Below are 18514 nucleotides of genomic sequence, written 5' to 3'. Positions count from 1 at the left end.
GCGTGCTGGCTTCCGCGCTGCTGGCGCTCACCGTCGTTCTCGCCCTGCCGCGCCCGGCACGCGCGCAGCGCGCATGGAACGATTCCACGTCGCGCCACCTCGTGCAGCGCGCGACCGATCGTCGCGCGCGCCAGCTGGCCGATTCGGGGCTCGCCGACTACTCGGCACAGGCCCATGGCTACCTGACCTTCCTCGCGCAGGTGGGCGAGGGCTTCCCCATCCCGCCCAAGGTCATCAAGGCCGACGAGCTGATGCTGGAAGTCTATTGGCGCGCGCCGAACTACAGCAAGCAATGGATCGTGGGGCGCCGGGACACGCTCCTGCTTCCCACCGACATCAACTACCATCGCGACCACCTCGGGATCGTCCAGAACAACTTCCCCGACATCATCCGGCTGGGCGATGGCGACGAGGTGCAGGACGTGGCGCACCCGCTGTCGCCGCGCGGGCTCGCGACGTACGACTACCAGCTCTCCGACTCGCTGCGTCTCGAGATTCCGGGACGCACGATCGACGTGTACGAGGTCAAGGTGCGCCCGCGCGACGAGCGCGACGCGGCGGCGGTCGGCGCGCTCTACATCGCGAAAGACGACGGGCAGGTGGTGCGGATGGCCTTCTCGTTCACGCGCACCGCGCTCAAGGACCAGCAGCTCGAGGACGTCTCGATCGTCATCGAGAACTCGCTCATCGAGGGGCAGTACTGGCTCCCGCGGCGCCAGGAGATCGAGATCCGTCGCACGGGGAGCTGGATGGACTTCCCGGCGCGGGGGATCATTCGCGGGCGCTGGGAGATCCGCGACTACAAGGTCAACGAGGGACAGCAGGCGCAGTCGATCGCCCAGTCGCCGGGACCGGAGATCGTCTATGCGCCGGCGCAGCGGCGTGCGCGCTTCACCTGGCCGGAGGGGACTACGGTCATCGGCGGGCTCCCCGACGAGGTGCGGCTGGCGACCGACGACGACGTCCGACAGGTGCAAGAAGAGGCGCGGCGTCTGGTGCGCGCGCAGGCGCTGCAGCGCACCCAAGCCACCCTCCCGTCCGCGCGCTCGTTCTCGGACCTCGTGCGGGTCACGCGCGCCGAGGGGCTCTCCGTGGGTGGGGGGCTCCGCCGCCGCCTCGGGGCAGGGGTGGATGTCGGCGTCATGGCGCACTACGGGCTCTCCGATCACGAGCCCAAGGGGACGGTGTCGCTGGGGTGGGAGCGCGCCGATGGCCTCGCGCTCCGGCTGCGGGCCTTTCGCGAGTACCGCGAGGCCGGCGACGAGGCGGAGACCTCGCGCGTGCGCAACAGCATCGCCGCGCAGGAGTTCGGAAGTGACTACACGCAGCCGTTTGATACGCGTGGAGTCGGGGCGGCGCTCCACCTTGGGGTGCACCGCGGGATGCGCTGGCGCCTGGACGGTGCGTACGAGTGGCACGACGCGGTAGCGGTCGCCGCGACCCCCTCGCTCGGGCGCTACGAGCCAACGCTCGCGGCGTATCGCGGGGCCGGGCCCCGCGTCGCGCTCGCGGCCGAGCGTCCGGCCGGCGCGTGGTGGTGGGGGAGCACCTTCCGCTTTCGCGCGGAGGTGGCGGCTGGGCGACTCGGACCACGGTCCCATGGCGGCGCCGCGGTGGGGGGTGATTCGATCGACGTCGGGGGGTATGGCCGCGCCTTCGCCGCGGCCGAGTGGCAGCGGGAGGTTGGGCGCTCACAATGGGTGGCGCGTCTCACCGGGGGGGCGGTCGACGCCCGCGGCGCGGCGGCACCACAACTCCTCGTGTTCGCCGGGGGGCCGGTGTCGGCTCCGGGGTACGACTTCCACGCCTTCCGCAGTCGGGCCGTGGCGACCCAGCGTCTCGAGTGGCGCACGCCCGTCCCATTCGTCCCTCTTTCGCTGGGGCGATGGGGGAAAATCCCCGGCTCTGCTCGGCTCGCCCCGTACCTGCATGGCGTGTACACGGCACGCGGCCGGGCGGGGACGGAACTGGGGCCGGCCGGCGGCGTGGGGGGGACGGCGCAGGATGCCGGATGGTATTCGTCGGTTGGGGTAGGGGTCCTGAGCTTCTTCGACCTGGTGCGACTCGACGTTGCACGCGGACTTCGCAACGGACGCTGGACCTTCGGGGTAGACATCGGTCGGGATTTCTGGTCGATCCTGTAACGGTTGGAGGCGCGGCAGGGCGGCGCACTCCGAGTTTCTTTTGTGGCGGCCGATACTTGCAAGTGGTGTGGGGAGAGGTGCCCCACGCTTCGGTGGTGATGTGTATCCGCTCGCGTTAGCTTCACTCGCTTCCCGCTTCGATTCGTGACCGTTCCAGGAGTTCGCGACCCCATGTCGTCGATGCGTCACACCCGCGATGACTGGCTCCTCCCGACGTTGGAGGGGCTGGTGGATGCGGCTGCGCTCGCCGAACTGCGTCAGCTAGCGGGGGAAAGCCTCTGGGATACCGCGACCAAGCGCGGCTACGCCACCGACGAGGCGATCGTCGGGGCGCTGTCGGCCCGTTTCCGCATGAAGGTCGCCGACCTCACGCAGGTCACGGCCGCGTCGCGTGAGGCGGTCCCGGAGTCGCTGGCGCGCAAGTATCGCATTCTCCCGTTGCAGATGACGGACGCGATCCTCGACATCGCGACCGCCGATCCGCACGACCTCGATTGCGAACGCACCCTGGGCTTCGCGACCGGGCGCACGATCCGGATGCAGCTGGCGGCGCCGGCGCGCATCATCGAGCGCATCGACGAGCTGTATCGCCCGGAAAGCGCGGTGGAGAAGCTCCTCGAGGGGATGAACCAGTACGACGTGCAGTCGATCTCCGAAGTGGTCGAATCGTCGGAGCTCGACCTGTCGGCCGACAAGGCGTCAGAACGGCCGATCATCCGGCTCGTCGACCACATCATCGCCGAGGGGATCCAGCAGCGCGCGAGCGACATCCACATGGAGGCGCAGGAGGGCGGGGTGCAGGTGCACTACCGCATCGACGGCGTGCTGCGCACCGCCATGACGCTGCCGCGCGCCGTCGGCATCCCGCTGGTGTCGCGCATCAAGATCATCTCGGGGCTCGACATCGCCGACCGCCTGCGCCCGCAGGATGGGCGCGCGCGCGTCGCGGTCGACGGCAAGCGCGTCGACCTGCGCGTCTCGACGCTCCCCGCCTCGGCGGGCGAGAAGGTCGTCATTCGAATCCTCGATTCGAGCAACAACATCCTCGCGCTCGACAACCTCGGGTTGAGCGCGCGGGACTTCGATCGCATCCAGCACCTCGTGAACCTGCGCGAGGGGATCGTGCTGGTCACGGGCCCCACGGGGTCGGGCAAGACGACCACGCTGTATGCGGCGCTGCGCACCATCCAGACGCGCGGCGTCAACATCGTCACCGTCGAGGACCCGGTCGAGTACAAGCTCACCGGCGTCGTGCAGGTGCAAGTGAACGAGAAGGCGGGGCTCACCTTTGCCGCCGCCCTGCGCTCGATCCTGCGCCAGGACCCCGACGTCGTCCTCGTCGGCGAGATCCGCGACAAGGAGACCGCCGGGATCGCGATCCAGGCGTCGCTCACCGGGCACCTCGTGCTTTCGACGCTGCACACGATCGATGCGGCCAGTTCGGTGGCCCGCCTGCTCGACATCGGGGTGGAGAGCTACAAGATCGGCGCCGCGCTCAAGGGGGTCATCGCGCAGCGCCTGGTCCGCCGCCTGTGCCGCAGCTGTCGCGCCCCGATGAACGAGCCGGTGGCCGACCGCCTGCAGCGCTGGATTCCCTCCGACGCGTCGCTCTACCGGGCCGTCGGCTGCAACGAGTGTGGCCACACCGGCTACCGCGGGCGCCTGGCGCTCATGGAAGTGCTCATCGCCGACGGCGAGGTGGAGCGGCGCGTCGCGTCGGGCGAGACGACGGACAAGATCCTCGAAGCGGCTCGCGCCGCCGGGATGCGCTCGCTGTGGGAGTCGGGGATCGACCACGTCATCGACGGCATGACCGACCTCGAGGAGTTGCTGCGCGTCGTCGAGGCCCCCCTCGACCAGCCGGCGCCGCGCCGTGAGGCGCGTGCCGAGCCGCGGCAGCTCTCCCCCATGCCCGGATACGACACCCCGTCGTACCGGTCGACCGTGGCCCCCCCTCCGGTCGCCCCTCCACCGGTCCGGCGCCCGACGCCCCCACCAGTCCGGGCGACGTCGATCCTCCCCGACGAGGCGTTGGAACTTGTCGACGACCTCATCCCCACGGCCGCCGCCCGACGCGGGGGGCGCAACACCGTGCTGCTGGTGGAAGACGAAGAGCCGCTCCGCCGTGTCCTGCGTGACCTGCTCGAGCGGGACGGCTTCACCGTGATCGAGGCCGCCGACGGCATCGTGGCACTCGAAGAGATCGACCACATGGCCCCCGATGCGGTCGTCCTCGACCTCAATCTCCCGCGCCTCGACGGCTACGATGTCCTCGCGCGGCTGCGCGCTCGCCCGCAGACCTCGAGTCTCCCGGTCATCGTCCTCACCGCCAAGGGCGACGAGGACAACGAGGTGCGCGTCTTCGAGCTGGGGGCGAACGATTTCCTGACCAAACCGTTCAGACCTCGGGCGCTGACCGCACGCCTCCGGTCCCTGCTTCGCAAGAGCTAGGGTCGTCGCCGGTTTTTCGCGCGGGAGCACTTGTCGTGCTCCCGCTTTTCATTGGGAGCATCGCATGGCAGAAATCAAGGTCGGGGTCGTCGACGTTTTCGTCATCGACCCGCGTCCCGACGGATGGAAGGTCCTCGTCCTGAGGCGTGCGGCGGGGACTCGCTGCACCGGTGCCTGGGAGGTCGTGCACGGACGGATCGAGGGAGACGAACGTCCGGAAGACGCGGCCATCCGCGAGATGCGCGAGGAAACCGGACTCGCCCCGCTCCGACTCTACAACGTCACCTGCCATCCCTTCTACCTGCACCGTTTCGGCGTGGTGCAGGTGGCGGTCGTCTTCGCCGCCTTTGCCGACAGCGCGGTCGCCCCCACGCTGGGCGCGGAGCACGATCAGGGCGAATGGGTGGGGGTGGAGGAGGCGATGGAGCGGCTCGTCTGGCCGCGATCGCGCCATTCGCTCGCCGATATCCGGGCGCTCCTGCGCAGCGGAGACGCCGGACCGGTGGAGGACGTGCTCCGGGTGCTCTAGCCGGGGACGGGCGCGGCGACCCGACGGGCGCTCCCCGCGGCGAAGGGCTCGCCGCCGGCCCCGGGGCTGACGGTCATGGCTTCCCTGCGGCGCGCGAACGGACCAAGGCTCGCTCGCGTTCGATCCGCTGCAGCAGGATGCTCCACTCGTCGTTTCGCGCCGTCTCGTAGACGATCGCCAGGGGCTGGTTCACGTCGATCTGCCCGTCGAAGACATACAGCGCGTGTTGCACCTCGCGCTGGCGCAGGCGTTGCGAGCCGAAGCCAGGCGAGAGCGGAATCACGTCGAGTGGCTGGAAGTCGCGCCCGACGTTGGAGACGTTGAACTCCATGGGCGAGAACCGCGTCTCGCCTTGCTGCAGGGCGAAGAACGAGACGTACCAGAGGCTGAGGCGGGGGAGGGCCGTACGCCGCTGCAGGTCGCGAAGGCGGTCGCCCTGACTCGCGACCAGGTCCCGCAGCGCGCGATAGGAGTCAGGAGAGAGGACGCGAATGACCGTCTCGTCGAGCGGGATGGCGCGCACCTGCAGCCCGAACTGCGCCACGCGGAGCGCGATGTCGTCCTGCCGCAGCGTCCCGAACCCCGGCGGGACGAGCGCCGCACTGCTGTCACGCGCCGCCTGGTCCTGCGCGTTGCGTCCCCCGCTCGTCCCCGTCCCTGCGGACTGCGGGGGCGTTGTGGGCGATACCTGCGCCGGCGCTGGCGCCGATGTCGACGATCCCGAGGGGGCACAGGCGGCCAACGGGAGCAGCACCGCGAGGAGGGCCACGCGGTGCACGGCGCGGCGCACGGGGCACGGCACGGCGTAGGGCACGGTGGTCACGCGAGCGCTGACTCGCGCCATCAGTCCTCGTCTCCCCCGTACGGCAGCGACACGTCGTCGCCCTCGTCGTCGAACGGCTCTTCGAGGGCGGGGGCGGCGCCCTGCCGGCGCCACGCCGGCTGCGTCACCAGCGACGCCACCGCTTCGGCCAGCTCGAACCGTCCGAGCCCCGTGTGCGCGCTCGAGGCGATGACCTGTCCTTCGTCCACCTCGATCGTATCGATCACCGCCGTGAGCCGTTCCCGCCGTGCGGTGGCCCCGAGCTTGTCGACCTTCGTGATGACGATCAGCGTCGGGATCTCCAGATCGGCGAGGTAGTCGAGCATGGCCAGATCCTCCGCGTTGGGGTCGCGCCGGATGTCGAGCAAGAGCACGATCCCCCGCAGCTGCGACGTCATGCGCAGGTAGCCTTCGATGAGCGGCTGCCAGGAGTGGCGCTTGGTCTTGGAGACGCGCGCGTAGCCGTAGCCCGGGAGGTCGACGAGGACGAGTTCGTCGTTCACCTGGAAGAAGTTCACCTCCTGCGTGCGCCCGGGGGTGCGGCTCACGCGGGCGAACGCCTTGCGCCTGACGAGCAGGTTGAGGAGCGACGACTTGCCGACGTTCGAGCGTCCGATGAAGGCGACCTCGGGGAGCGCCTCGGGGGGGCGCCACCCCCCCTGGACCGCCATCCCGCCCAGGAACTTGAGCTCGCGGATGATGAGCGGGTCCTTCTCCTTCTCCTGCGCGGGCTTCTTGGTGTCGGCCATTAGTGGGTCACGTCGTCGGCAGCGGGGAGCGACTCGCGCTCGCTCGCGGCGGGGCGCGGGGGGCGGGTGAGGGCGAGGCGCAGGACCTCGTCCATCGTCTCCACCGCGTGGAAGGTGATGCCGTTGCGCACGTCCTCGGGGAGTTCCTCGAGTTCGCGGGCATTGAGGTGCGGGATCACGACGTCGGTGCGTTGCGCGCGCAGCGCGGCGACCGACTTCTCCTTGAGCCCGCCGATGGGGAGGACGCGCCCACGCAGCGTGATCTCGCCGGTCATGGCCACGGTGCCGCGCACGGGGATCCCGCTGAGCGCACTCACCAGGGCGGTGGCGATGGCGATTCCCGCCGAGGGGCCGTCCTTGGGGGTGGCGCCGGCGGGGATGTGCACGTGGATGTCGCGGGTCTTGTGGAAGTCACGGTCGATGCCTAACGCCGCGGCGCGCGACCGGGCGTACGAGAGCGCCGCCCCGGCCGACTCCTTCATGACGTCGCCGAGGGCACCCGTCAGCTGCACCCGTCCGCGGCCCGGCAGCACGGCGACTTCGATCTCCAGGACTTCGCCTCCCACCGAGGTGTAGGCGAGCCCGGTGGCAACCCCCACCTTGTCCTCACGCGACAGGTCCTCGGGGTCATACGGGGCCACCCCCAGGAACTCGCGCACGTCGGCGTGCGACAGCGTCTCGGGGGGGGCGACCGCCGTGCCCTCGACGGCAGGGGCGGGGGCGGGCGCCGCGACCGCGAGGGCGGCGCGCTCCACGCGCCGGCGCGCCAGCTTGCGCGCCACCCGCCCGATGCGGCGCTCCAGTTCGCGCACGCCGGCTTCGCGGGTGTAGGAGCGCACGATGCTGGCGATCACGTCGGCCGGGATTTCGACCGACGCGGGGGGGACGCCGTTGCGCTCCAGCTGCCGCGGGAAGAGGAACTGCCGCGCGATGGCGTGCTTCTCATGGTCCAGGTACCCCGGCAGCCGCAACAGCTCCATGCGGTCGCGCAGCGGCTCGGGGATCGTGGCCAGCGAGTTGGCCGTCGTGATGAACAGGACCTGCGACAGGTCGTAGTCCACCTCGAGGTAGTGGTCGTTGAACGCCTTGTTCTGCTCGGGGTCGAGGACCTCGAGCAGCGCTGCCGCCGGGTCGCCGCGGTAGTCCTGCCCCAGCTTGTCGATCTCGTCGAGGAGCAGCACCGGATTCACCGTCTCGGCGCGCCGCATGGCCTGGATGATGCGCCCGGGCTGCGACCCGATGTAGGTGCGCCGGTGGCCCCGGATTTCCGCCTCGTCGCGCACGCCGCCTAACGACATGCGCACGAACTTGCGCCCCATCGCCCGGGCGATCGACCGCCCCATCGACGTCTTGCCCACCCCGGGCGGCCCCACCAGGCACAGGATCGGCCCCTCGAGGCGCCCCACCAGCCCCAGCACCGCGAGGTAGTCGAGCACCCGGTCCTTCACGTCGGCCAGCCCGAAGTGGTCCTCGTCCAGGACCCGTCGTGCGTGGGCCACGTCGAGGACGTCGTCGCTGCGCTGGCTCCACGGGAGCGCCAGGACCCAGTCGAGGTAGTTGCGCCCGACGGTCGCCTCCGGGGAGATCGACGCCATCCGCTTGAGCTTCTTCACCTCGCGCATGGCGCGCGCCTTCACGGCCTCGGGGAGCCCCTTGGCCTCGACCTGCGCCTCGAGCTCGTCGACGTCGTCGGCATCGTCCTCGCCCAGCTCGCGATGGATCGCCCGCAGCTGCTCCTGCAGGTAGAACTCGCGCTGGTTGCGGAAGATCGAGCCGCGCACCTCGTCGTCGATCTTCCGCTCGAGGCGGAGAATCTCCAACTCGCCGGAGATGACGTCATACAACCCCTCGTACAGCTCCTCGAGTGTCGGCGACTCGAGCAGGCGCTGGCGGATCTCATGGCGCACCGCCAGGTGCGACGCCAGCACGCACGCCGACCGTTCGTCGTCGCCCCCCGCCGTGGCCATCTGCAGCACTTCCTGCGGGATGCGCCGCTGCAGCGTCACGTACTCCTCGAACCGCTCCAGCACCTGGCGGGCACGCAGTTGCGCCTCCCCCTCCAGCGGCTCGCGGCTCCACGGAAGCGCCGCCAGCGAGGCCCGCAGCACCCCCTGGTGCGTCGTGATGCGCGTCAGGCGCACGCGGGCCACCGCCTCCACGAGGATCTTGACCGTCCCGTTAGGCAGCCGCGACGCCTGCTGCAGTCGCGCTACCACCCCGGTCCGAAAGAGGTCGGCCGAGACGGGGTCGGTCACATCCGCGGACTTCTGCGCCGAGAGGACCAGGTACCGGTCACCGCGCCACGCCTGCTCCACCGCCCCCAACGATCCGACACGCCCCACGAGGAGCGGCATGGCGACGTAGGGAAAGAGCACGACGTCCTTCAGCGGCAGCACAGGGAGCCGGTCGGGGACGTCGAAGGTGTCGGTGGCGCGGTGGAGGAGCATCAGAGACAGGAGACGGGAGACGGGAGACGGGAGACGGGAGTGCCGGCGCGCCGCGCGCGCCGGCCGTAGCTCGCACCCGCTGGAACCGGAGCCGTCCCCCCGAAAAAAGATAAGGAGCGCGCGGCAACGCCGCGCACTCCCGTCTCCCCTGTTGCGCCTCCCCCGGCTTTCGCCGGCGGTCTCGCCGACTACGCTTCCTTCTTCTGCCGCTTGGGCTGGATCTCGAGCAGCGGCGGCGCCCCGTTGGAGATGCACGCCTCGGTCACCTTCACCTCGACCACGTCTTCGCGGCTCGGGAGGTCGAACATGATCTCCAGGAGCGTCTCCTCGAGGATCGCGCGCAGTCCGCGCGCCCCGGTCCCGCGCTTGAGCGCCTTCTGGGCGATCGCGCGCAGCGCCGACTCCTCGAAGGTGATCTTCACGTCCTCGAGTTCGAAGAGCTTGTGGTACTGCTTGGTCAGCGCGTTCTTCGGCTCCTTGAGGATCTTGACGAGCGCTTCCTCGTCGAGCGCCTCGAGCGGGACCACCACGGGCATACGCCCCACGAGCTCGGGGATGAGCCCGTAGCGCAGCAGGTCGTCCGGCTCCACTTCCTTGAACGGATTCTTGGTCAGCGACTCGGGGGTGACGCCCGCGGCCTCTTCCTTCCCGAAGCCGATCTGGCGGCGTCCCGTGCGCGCCTCGATGATCTTCTCCAGTCCGTCGAAGGCACCACCGCAGATGAACAGGATGTCCTTCGTGTTGATCTGGATGTACTCCTGCTGCGGGTGCTTGCGCCCCCCCTGCGGCGGGACCGATGCGACCGTCCCCTCGAGGATCTTGAGCAGCGCCTGCTGCACCCCTTCGCCCGAGACGTCGCGCGTGATGCTCGGGTTCTCGCTCTTGCGGGCGATCTTGTCGATCTCGTCGAGATAGACGATGCCCCGCTCGCACTCGGCCACGTTGAAGTCGCCGGCCTGCAGCAGGCGGACGAGGATGTTCTCCACGTCCTCGCCCACGTACCCCGCCTCGGTCAGCGTGGTGGCGTCGGCGATGGTGAACGGGACGTCCAGGATGCGGGCCAGGGTCTGCGCCAAGAGCGTCTTGCCGACACCGGTGGGACCGAGGAGCAGGATGTTGGACTTGTCGAGCTCGATGTCGCTGTCGCGCGACGACCCCGAGTTGATGCGCTTGTAGTGATTGTAGACCGCGACGGAGAGCGCCTTCTTCGCCTGCTCCTGTCCGATCACGTACTGGTCCAGCACATCCTTGATCTCGCGCGGGATGGGGACCTGCGTGATCGCTTCGGCTACCTCGCGCTCCTCGTCCTCGGCAAGAATCTCATTGCAGAGGGCGATGCACTCGTTGCAGATGTAGACGGACGGACCCGAAATGAACTTTCGGACCGAGTCCTTCGACTTTCCGCAGAACGAGCAGCGCAGGTGTTTATCGTGCGACATGGCGCTGGCGTTGGGGACAGATGGAAGCTGACCCGGCGATCCGGGCCACCGATACGTAATAGACGGGTTTCGGGCTGGTCAAGCAAAAGAAACGGGCCCGTTGGTGAGTTGCGACACCGTCGGACCCGTTCTTGAGGCTGTTAGCCGGTCACCGCGGGAATCTTCGGGCCGTCTTTCCCGTCGCCGACTTCGGCGCGGTGGGCCACGATGTTGTCCACCAGCCCGTAGGTCTTGGCCTCGTCGGCCGACATCCAGCGATCGCGATCGGTGTCCTTCTCGATCTGCTCGATCGGCTGGCCGGTGTGATTGGCCATGAGTCCGTTCAGCTTCTGGCGGAGGTACAGGATCTCCTTCGCCTGGATCTCGATGTCCGAGGCCGAGCCGCCGCCGCCCGACTGGGAGGGCTGGTGGATCATGATGCGCGAGTGCGGGAGCGCCGAGCGCTTTCCGGGAGCACCGGCCGCCAGGAGGAACGCTCCCATCGACGCGGCCATCCCCATGCAGATCGTGCTCACCGGCGACTTGAGGAACTGCATCGTGTCGTAGATGGCCAGCCCGGCCGACACGCTCCCACCGGGGGAGTTGATGTACAGGTTGATGTCGCGTCCCGGGTTGTCCGCATCCAGGAAGAGCAACTGCGCGATGACGATGTTCGCGACGTCGTCGTTCACCGGGGTCCCCAGGAAGACGATGCGATCCATCAGCAGGCGGCTGAAGATGTCGTACGAACGCTCACCGCGGCTGGAGCGCTCGATGACGTACGGCGGGTAAATGCTCATAAAGCGAGACGGGGGACGGGAGACGGGGGACGGGAGTGCGTGGCGCGACGCGCCACGCAGATTCCCACGCTGCCAAAGGTGCTTGTCCAGACAGTAGCGAAAGTATCGGCCGATCAGGCGATGGGACGCCGTCTGGGCGTCCCACTCCCGTCTCCCGTCTCCCGTCTCCCGTCCGCCCTGATCCTACTCTACGGTATTCCGCTCGAACAGCCACGCGAAGACCTTGTCCTCCGTGATCCCGCGCTCGAGTTCGGAGAGTCGCTGCGCCTTCTGGAGCTGGGCGTACAGCTGGCCGGGGTTGACCCCGCGCTTGCCGGCCATCTCGGTGACCTTGTCGTCGATGTCGGCCTCGGATGCCTTGAGGTTCTCCGACTCGGCGATCGCGTCGATGACCATGTCACGGCGCACCTGGCGCTCGGCCGTCGGGCGGAAGCCCGTGGCGAAGCGCTCGTGCTCCTCTTCCGGGATCTTGTAGGCGTCGGCATAGCCGTGCACCAGCTGCGCCACCCAGCTCGGCGGGACGTCGAACGGGTTGGCCCCGATCAGCTCGTCCAGGAGCTTCTGGCGCACCTCGGCATCCGACTCACGGGTCGCCGACTCCTCCATGTCCTCGCGCACCACCTTGCGGAGCGCCTCGACCGACTCGAAGTCGCCGACTTCGCTGGCAAAGGCGTCGTCGAGCTCGGGGAGCGACTTGCGCTTCACGTCCTTGAGCTCCACCCGCACCGACTTGGACTTGCCGCGCTGCGCCTCGTCGGGGAAGTCGTCGGGCCAGCGGACCGACTGCTCCGACGACTGCCCGGCCTTGATCGACATGATCACTTCCTCGATGCCGGGAATGGCCTGCCCCCCGCCCAGCACGATGCGGTACTCCCGCCCTTCGGGGATCGTCCCGTCTTCGTCGGCGGTGGCGAGGAGGACGGTGACCATGTCACCCTCCATCGGCTTGTCCTCGACCGGTGACCACGAGGCGCGCTGGTCGCGCAGCTGCTCGAGCTGCTGCTGCACGTCCTCATCGGTCACGGTGCGCACGGTGCGCGTGACCTTGAAGCCCTGCGTGTTCGTCAAGGCGAGCTCGGGGCGCAGCTCCAGGTGCAAGTCGAAGGTGAGCGGCTCGCCCTCCTCGAACTTGAGGTCGTGGATGTGCGGCTGCGCGGCGACCTTCAGCTGCTCGCGCTCCAGCACTTCCTTGTACGCCTCCTGCACGAGGGTCTCGACCGCCTCGCTGCGAATGGCTTCACCGAAGCGCTTCATGACCATCGCGAGCGGCGCCTTCCCGGGGCGGAACCCCGGGAGGGAGACCGTTCCGGCGATCTTGCGCGCGGCCTTTTCCTTGGCGTCGTTCACGGCATCGAGCGGGACCGTCACCTGTAACAGGCGCTCTGCCCCCTCGGACTTCTTGGCTTCGATGGCGATGTTCATCGTAGAGTGCGTAGCGGCCGGCACGACCGCTCGGAATCGGTCGACCGGCCGCGGAGTACAAGAGAAATTCGAGACGGAAAGGTAACCCACGCCCAACCGCATTCAATGCCGGGCTACGGGCGCATGGCCGGCGCGTGCTGCTGCTGAGGAATCGCGGTCGCCGTTCGTGCCGCCGCGGTCAGAATGCGAGGGAGACGAGCGGGACGTTCACGCGTCGATTCCGAGATCGCGCGAAGAGCATGCTGAGGTTCTCCGGGTGCAGGCGAATCGCCGGGTTGCTGGCGAGGGAAGCGCGGTTTCCGTCCGCGGCATCAGGACGTCCGTTCCGCACACCGCTGTTCGACGAGAGGCGCGCGCCCCCTTTCGCGGGATCGATCAACCCCTTGGTGATCGCCATGCCGACCACCCCTCCGATTGCGGCTCCGGCGAAGTAGGCTTGCCCGTTGTCGGACTCCGCCGCGAGCGGAAGCGCGATTCCCATTAGCCCCCCCGCCAACGCGCCAAGTCCCATCTGCCGTCCCTGGCTCTGGGTGAAGTCGTAGCGCCTGACGAAGACGCGATCACCCATGATGGTGCCGCCCAGCAATCCCGCGGTCAGCACGGCGGCAACCGCTTGTTCGGAGTCGGTGCTCTCCGGAAGGAGAGCGGCGGCACCCACCACGCCGAGGAGCGTCCCCATGGTCATGGTCGTGACGTCGCCGGCGGTGACCGTGTAGGAGGCGCGGCGCACGTAGCGCAGCCCGATCGGGTATCCCACGAGGGCGGCACCGATGAGTCCTGCGACTTCCGCGCGCGACTGGTTGCCCTGAAACGCACCAAAGGAGCCGAGCAGCCCGGCGGTCGTCATCGCGGTCACGGTGGAGCCGAACGTTGCGCCGTGGGCCTCGCTATCGGTGAGTGGGCGTCCGGCATGAAAGCCGATGATGCTTCCGCCGATCGCACCAAGCAGCGAGGTCGCAGCCGCGATATCGCCGCTGACGTCGTCGCCGGCTGCAACGTACAGCAGCCCATTGGCGATCAAGCCGCCACGCCACGTGCCGTTGGTCGCCATGTGATTCTGCGCCTTCGAGATCGAGCGGTTCTTCGCGAGATTGGCGCTCGTGAAGAACGTGGCGCCCACCGTGGCGAGGTACACCGCTGTTCCCGTGGATCCGTTGTCGGTGAGCGACGCCAGCGCCGGGCCGTACACGAGCGCGGCGGCGAGGGTCTGGTCGCGCACGAACTGCCCCTTGGCAGGTTCGGAGATCAGATCCTGTCGCTCGCCAGTGCTGAGGTTTCCCGCCGTGGCGAGCGCGCTGGTGAGGACCTCTTGCAGCGCCACGCGCTGTTCGTTCGTCAGCAGGTAGCGCTCGTTGACGTCACGCGCCCGCTGCACGACCAGCACGAATCCGCTGCCGCCGCGGTCGAAGAGTCTGGCCTCGACAAAGTCGCCGGACACCGGCCAGGCCGGCGCGGTGAGCTTCAGGCGGGCCGCCAGTGCCGGTGTCATGGCCATGACGCGTCCCGCGGCGTCGAGGGCGACGGGACGTTCGACGTCCTGCGCCGGAAGAAGCGCGGCGGAGAGGAACGAGCCTACGACCATCAGTGCGTAAAGGAGCCTGCGCATAGGACGGTGGGCGTGTGAGGGTGGCGAGGGGACGCACTGGACATACCCCGCCGGCGTTCCGGCGATTCGGTCCGGCGTTCCATTATGTGGAGAAGGCAGCGGGACCGGCAGGCGAAATCCCTCACCGAGGCTCCATGGCGCGACGCTCTACATGTCGCGCCGACGCGGTCGAGCGCGACGTCTCACGCCCCGACCGCGCTCACCCCTGCATGCGGCCGTCCGCCCGCCTGCTCCGCGCGCCCGATCAGGTCGGCCACGATCTTCCCCGACGAGATGACGCCCGGCAGCCCCGCCCCGGGATGCGTGCCCGCACCGGCGAGATAGAGGTTGGGGATGTCCTCGCTGATGTTGTGCGGCCGCATCCACGCCGACTGCAGGAGCGTCGGCTGGACCGAGAACGCATTGCCGAGGTGCGAGTTGAGCGCGTCGCGGAAGTACAGCGGGTCGACGTGACGCTCGGTGACGATGTGCTGGCGCAGCCCCGGCATGTAGCGCTCCTCCAGGTACTGGAAGATGCGGTCGCGATAGGGGCCAGCCATGGCGCGCCAGTCGGTGCTTCCCCCGAGGTTCGGCACCGGCGAGAGGACGTACCAGCAGTCGCACCCCGGCGGGGCGAGCGACGGGTCGGTGACCGAGGGACGGTGCAGGTAAAGCGAGAAGTCGTCGCTCAGCACCTTGCGATCAAAGATGTCGTGCAGGAGCCCCTTGTAGCGCGGCCCCATCAGGATCTCGTGATGCGCGAGGTCGGGATACTGGCGATCGGTGCCGAAGTACGACACGAAGAGCGACATCGAGTACTTCTTGCGCGCGAGCCGCTTGTCGGTGTTGAACTTCCGGTGGCGCGGCGCGATGAGCTTCATGTAGGTGAAGGCCAGGTCGCCGTTGCTCACCACCGCGTCGGCGGGGAGCACCTCGCCATCCGCCAGCTGCACACCGGTGGCGCGCCCGGTGGCGTCGCTCACCTGGATCTGCGACACCTCGCACCCCAGCCGCAGCTCGCCCCCGATGTCGGTGAACAGCGACGCGAGCCCCTTCACCAGCGCGCCGGTCCCACCCATCGCGAACCACACGCCCCACTTCTTCTCCAGGTGGTGGATGAGGGCGTAGATCGACGTGCTCTTGAACGGGTTCCCCCCGATGAGCAGGGGGTGGAAGGAGAAGACCTGCCGCAGCCGTTCGTCCTTCATGTACTGGTTGACGTAGCTCGCCACCGACTTGTGCGACTGCAGCTTCACCAGGTCGGGCGCCGCCTTGATCATCTCGCCGAACCGATGGAACGGCTTGTCGATGAGGGCGAACCCCTTGTTGAAGATCTGCTCGGTCGAGGCGCTGAACTTGAGGAAGCCCTCGACATCGTCGGGATTGAAGGCGCGCACCTGCTGCACCAGCGCGTCCATGCTCCCGTTGTAATGAAAGACCGAGCCGTCCTCGAACCGCACGTTGTAGTACGGGTCAATCGGGACGAGCTGCACGTAGTCGGCGGTCTTGCGCCCGCACAGCGTGTAGAGGTCGTCGATGAGCCACGGGGCGGTGATGATCGTCGGCCCCATGTCGAACGTGAAGCCGTCCTGCTGGAAGACGTAGGCCCGCCCGCCGGGCTTGTCACGCTTCTCGACGATGGTGACGTCGTGCCCTTGCGCACGCAGTCGAATCGCGGCGGCGAGGCCGCCAAAGCCGGCACCAACTACAACGACCTTCATCGAGCGAGAGAAGACGGGAAGATGCAGGCGAAGCGAGCACCCCAGCGAACGCTGGGGCCCGCCTCACGATGGCGTACGAGTACTACGCGGTGCGCGGCACCCGGGCGGCGACGGGCTCGCGGACTTCCTGCTCGTTGCCCGTCTTGGGCGTGGCCCGCACGGCCAGGGCGACGGGGATGAGCATGGCGATCGTCCCGAAGACCGCCCCCCAGATCATGTCGTCGCGGATGCACAGCGCGATCGGCATGATGCCGTTCACCGCGTACAGGATGATCGGGAGCCAGGTCGGGCTCACGCGCGCGGCGAACATCGTCGGCGGCGCGAAGACCAAGGCAAGCCGCGCGATGATCACCCCGGTGAGGTACCACCCGAACCAGTTGCTGAGCGGCATCCCGTAGAAGATGTCCTTCGTGAAGAAGGCGATCACCGGTGCGGGGAGGCCGAGGCGGGTGAACAGGTCGCCGTCGCCCCAGATCCAGTGCATCGTCTTCACCATCGCCGGATCCATCGACACATCCCACGCCACGAGGATCAGGCCGGCGACGAGCGACCACTTCCACTTGGTGGCATTGTCATCGCGCGCCGTCATCAGGCGCCCCGCGATGGCCAGGCATCCCACGATCATGTAGTACCACGAGATCGGGATGGGGAAGGGGACGAGGTCGAGGATGCGATAGCCGAGGATCGTGGTGTAGCTGTATTCTCCAAACGGGAGTTGCGTGCTCGTGCCGAGCAGCTCGGAGCCGAGGGCGACGCCCGAGATCACGAGGAACATCGGGACGGCGCGACGCCACGTGATGAGGCCTGCCATGTGCAGCATCGCGGCGATGGCGCCGAGCACGACGTACGTGGGGCCCGAGAACTTCCACCCCAGGCGCAGGATCGTCGCGTTCGGTTCCTCGGCGAGCCACGGCGGCGGCGGCCCCTTGAGGAACGTCGTGAGCGCGACCGTCGAGAAGGCGATCAGCGCGCAGTGCGCGATGAGAAAGCCGGGAGCCGCCCGGCGTTCCCAGGGCGGAGTGTGTGCGTCAGACATCGGAAGCGCGGGAAGAAGCGTTAGGCGACGGACGCAGCGGCCGCGCGGCCACTACTCGACATCGGGAACGGGGCCAGCGGGCCGAGCCAGGCGCGCGCCAACACACCGGCGCGTCCCAGCCAACCGACGCTCGCGCGCCGCGTGACATTGTCGTAATCCTGGCGCGCGATCGCGTCGAGGATCGAGGCATAGCCCACGGCACAGGCGCTCGCGCAGCGTTGGGCGTCGGATGACAGGAGGGCGATCCCCGGGGCCGCCGCGGCATAGAGCGAGACGGCGCGGTCGATCTGGGCCCGCGTGAGCGAGGTCCACGCGGCGCGCCGACGCAGCACGCGTTGCTGCAGCACGTCCTCCGGCGAGAAGCCGTAGGCCTCGAGTTCCTCCTCGGGGAGGTAGCAGCGATGACGGTGCGCGTCCTCGCCGACGTCGCGCAGGATGTTGGTCAGCTGCATGGCGGTGCCGAGCGTGCGCGCATAGGCCACCGCCGCCTTGAGCGATGCATCGCCCCGCACCCCCCAGACGTACGTGCACATCTCCCCGACCGACGACGCGACGCCTTCGCAGTAGTGCTCGAGGTCGCTCCACGTGCGGTAGCGGCACTCGCTCAGGTCACGCGCCACGCCATCGAGGAGTTCGTCGAGCGGCTCGCGCGGGACGCCGAAGCGCTGCACCGTCCACGCGATCTCGCGAAAGAGCGGCGTGTCCGGGCGCCCGCTGAAGACGGCGTCGAGCCCCCGCGTGTGCGCGTTCAGGCGCTGCCGAACTTCGTCGCCCGACGTGCCCCGGATCGTCGCGTCGTCGACGATGTCGTCGGCGAGACGGCAGAAGGCATAGAGGGCCAAGGCACCGCGACGCTTCTCCGGCGGAAGGAAGAGACTCGCGAGATAGAACGTGCGCGAGTGCGTACGAAGGATCCTTTCGCAGCTTTGAGCGTCAGCGACGGACATGCAGGGGGCGGGTGCGGGACGATCGCGGTTCCGAGTGGAGAACGCGCTGGGACGCGGAGAGTTCCGGCGGAAGACCTACGCCCCAGACGCCCACGGTCGCCACGCCACGAAGACGTGAATGACGGACGACGATAGTGTACGGTATGGCTGGTGCTTTGTCCACAAAGCCGAACACGGGCAAACGACAACCGATCCTAACAGCTTGAGGATTCACGAATTACACAACATAGGAGTGTCCTCGCCGGAAATTCGATCATGGGAACCGGGCGAACGCGTCAGGGGACTTCGGGCATTTCACTGACCGGGTCCACCACGCCCCCCCGCGCCCGTGTCTCCGGCGGCTCGTCGATCGCTGCCGATCGCGTCGGAGGCGGTGGCGATCGCCCCGCGCGCCCCGCCATTCCAGCGTGAAGTCGCGCTAAGAACTCGTAAAGGCAAGGGC

The 18514-nt window shown here is 68.6% G+C and carries 13 protein-coding genes; 3 read left to right on the top strand and 10 right to left on the bottom strand.

Annotated elements, in window-relative coordinates:
* Positions 1-2: 2 nt before the first annotated feature.
* The 3 genes from IPN47_13695 to IPN47_13685 all read left to right on the top strand — a co-directional run bounded on the left by IPN47_13695 (position 3) and on the right by IPN47_13685 (position 5124).
* Positions 3-2144, top strand: coding sequence for a hypothetical protein (locus IPN47_13695; protein ID MBK9409067.1), 2142 nt, complete (start codon positions 3-5; stop codon positions 2142-2144).
* Between the two features lie 180 nt (positions 2145-2324).
* A complete protein-coding gene (tadA, locus tag IPN47_13690; GenBank protein MBK9409066.1) occupies positions 2325-4595 on the top strand; it encodes a Flp pilus assembly complex ATPase component TadA in 2271 nt (756 codons plus the stop codon).
* A 64-nt stretch (positions 4596-4659) separates the two neighbouring features.
* On the top strand, positions 4660-5124 hold the full coding sequence (locus tag IPN47_13685) for an NUDIX domain-containing protein (GenBank protein MBK9409065.1): 465 nt from the start codon (positions 4660-4662) through the stop codon (positions 5122-5124).
* A gap of 73 nt (positions 5125-5197) precedes the next feature.
* Here IPN47_13685 and IPN47_13680 read toward each other — a convergent pair whose 3' ends face one another.
* The 10 genes from IPN47_13680 to IPN47_13635 form a co-directional block, all read right to left on the bottom strand.
* Positions 5198-5968 (bottom strand): hypothetical protein, encoded by a 771-nt coding sequence (locus IPN47_13680; GenBank protein MBK9409064.1) that lies wholly within the window; start codon positions 5966-5968, stop codon positions 5198-5200.
* Positions 5968-6696 carry a YihA family ribosome biogenesis GTP-binding protein gene (locus tag IPN47_13675; protein ID MBK9409063.1) on the bottom strand — a complete coding sequence of 243 codons (729 nt, stop codon included), beginning with the start codon at positions 6694-6696 and terminating at the stop codon, positions 5968-5970. The genes IPN47_13680 and IPN47_13675 overlap by 1 nt, the downstream gene beginning before the upstream one ends.
* Complete coding sequence (gene lon, locus IPN47_13670) at positions 6696-9143, bottom strand: endopeptidase La (protein ID MBK9409062.1); 2448 nt, start codon at positions 9141-9143, stop codon at positions 6696-6698. The genes IPN47_13675 and lon overlap by 1 nt, the downstream gene beginning before the upstream one ends.
* Positions 9144-9331: 188 nt before the next feature.
* Complete coding sequence (gene clpX / locus IPN47_13665) at positions 9332-10582, bottom strand: ATP-dependent Clp protease ATP-binding subunit ClpX (GenBank protein MBK9409061.1); 1251 nt, start codon at positions 10580-10582, stop codon at positions 9332-9334.
* Positions 10583-10722: 140 nt separating this feature from the next.
* Positions 10723-11361: an ATP-dependent Clp endopeptidase proteolytic subunit ClpP gene (gene clpP, locus IPN47_13660; protein MBK9409060.1), complete on the bottom strand. Its 639-nt coding sequence runs from the start codon at positions 11359-11361 to the stop codon at positions 10723-10725.
* Positions 11362-11544: 183 nt separating this feature from the next.
* Positions 11545-12783 (bottom strand): trigger factor, encoded by a 1239-nt coding sequence (tig, locus tag IPN47_13655; GenBank protein ID MBK9409059.1) that lies wholly within the window; start codon positions 12781-12783, stop codon positions 11545-11547.
* 178 nt (positions 12784-12961) lie between these two features.
* Positions 12962-14389, bottom strand: coding sequence for a hypothetical protein (locus tag IPN47_13650; GenBank protein MBK9409058.1), 1428 nt, complete (start codon positions 14387-14389; stop codon positions 12962-12964).
* A 182-nt stretch (positions 14390-14571) separates the two neighbouring features.
* On the bottom strand, positions 14572-16089 hold the full coding sequence (locus IPN47_13645) for a phytoene desaturase (GenBank protein MBK9409057.1): 1518 nt from the start codon (positions 16087-16089) through the stop codon (positions 14572-14574).
* An 82-nt stretch (positions 16090-16171) separates the two neighbouring features.
* A complete protein-coding gene (locus tag IPN47_13640) occupies positions 16172-17125 on the bottom strand; it encodes a carotenoid biosynthesis protein (protein MBK9409056.1) in 954 nt (317 codons plus the stop codon).
* Positions 17126-17145: 20 nt separating this feature from the next.
* Entirely contained in the window at positions 17146-18072 is a 927-nt protein-coding gene (locus IPN47_13635; GenBank protein MBK9409055.1) for a phytoene/squalene synthase family protein, read from the bottom strand.
* Between the last annotated feature and the right edge of the window lie 442 nt (positions 18073-18514).

It is taken from the genome of Gemmatimonadota bacterium, assembly GCA_016719105.1.
Lineage (GTDB): Bacteria > Gemmatimonadota > Gemmatimonadetes > Gemmatimonadales > Gemmatimonadaceae > SCN-70-22.
Note: the sequence above shows the minus strand (reverse complement) of the source record. Positions and strands in the feature narration are given on the sequence as shown.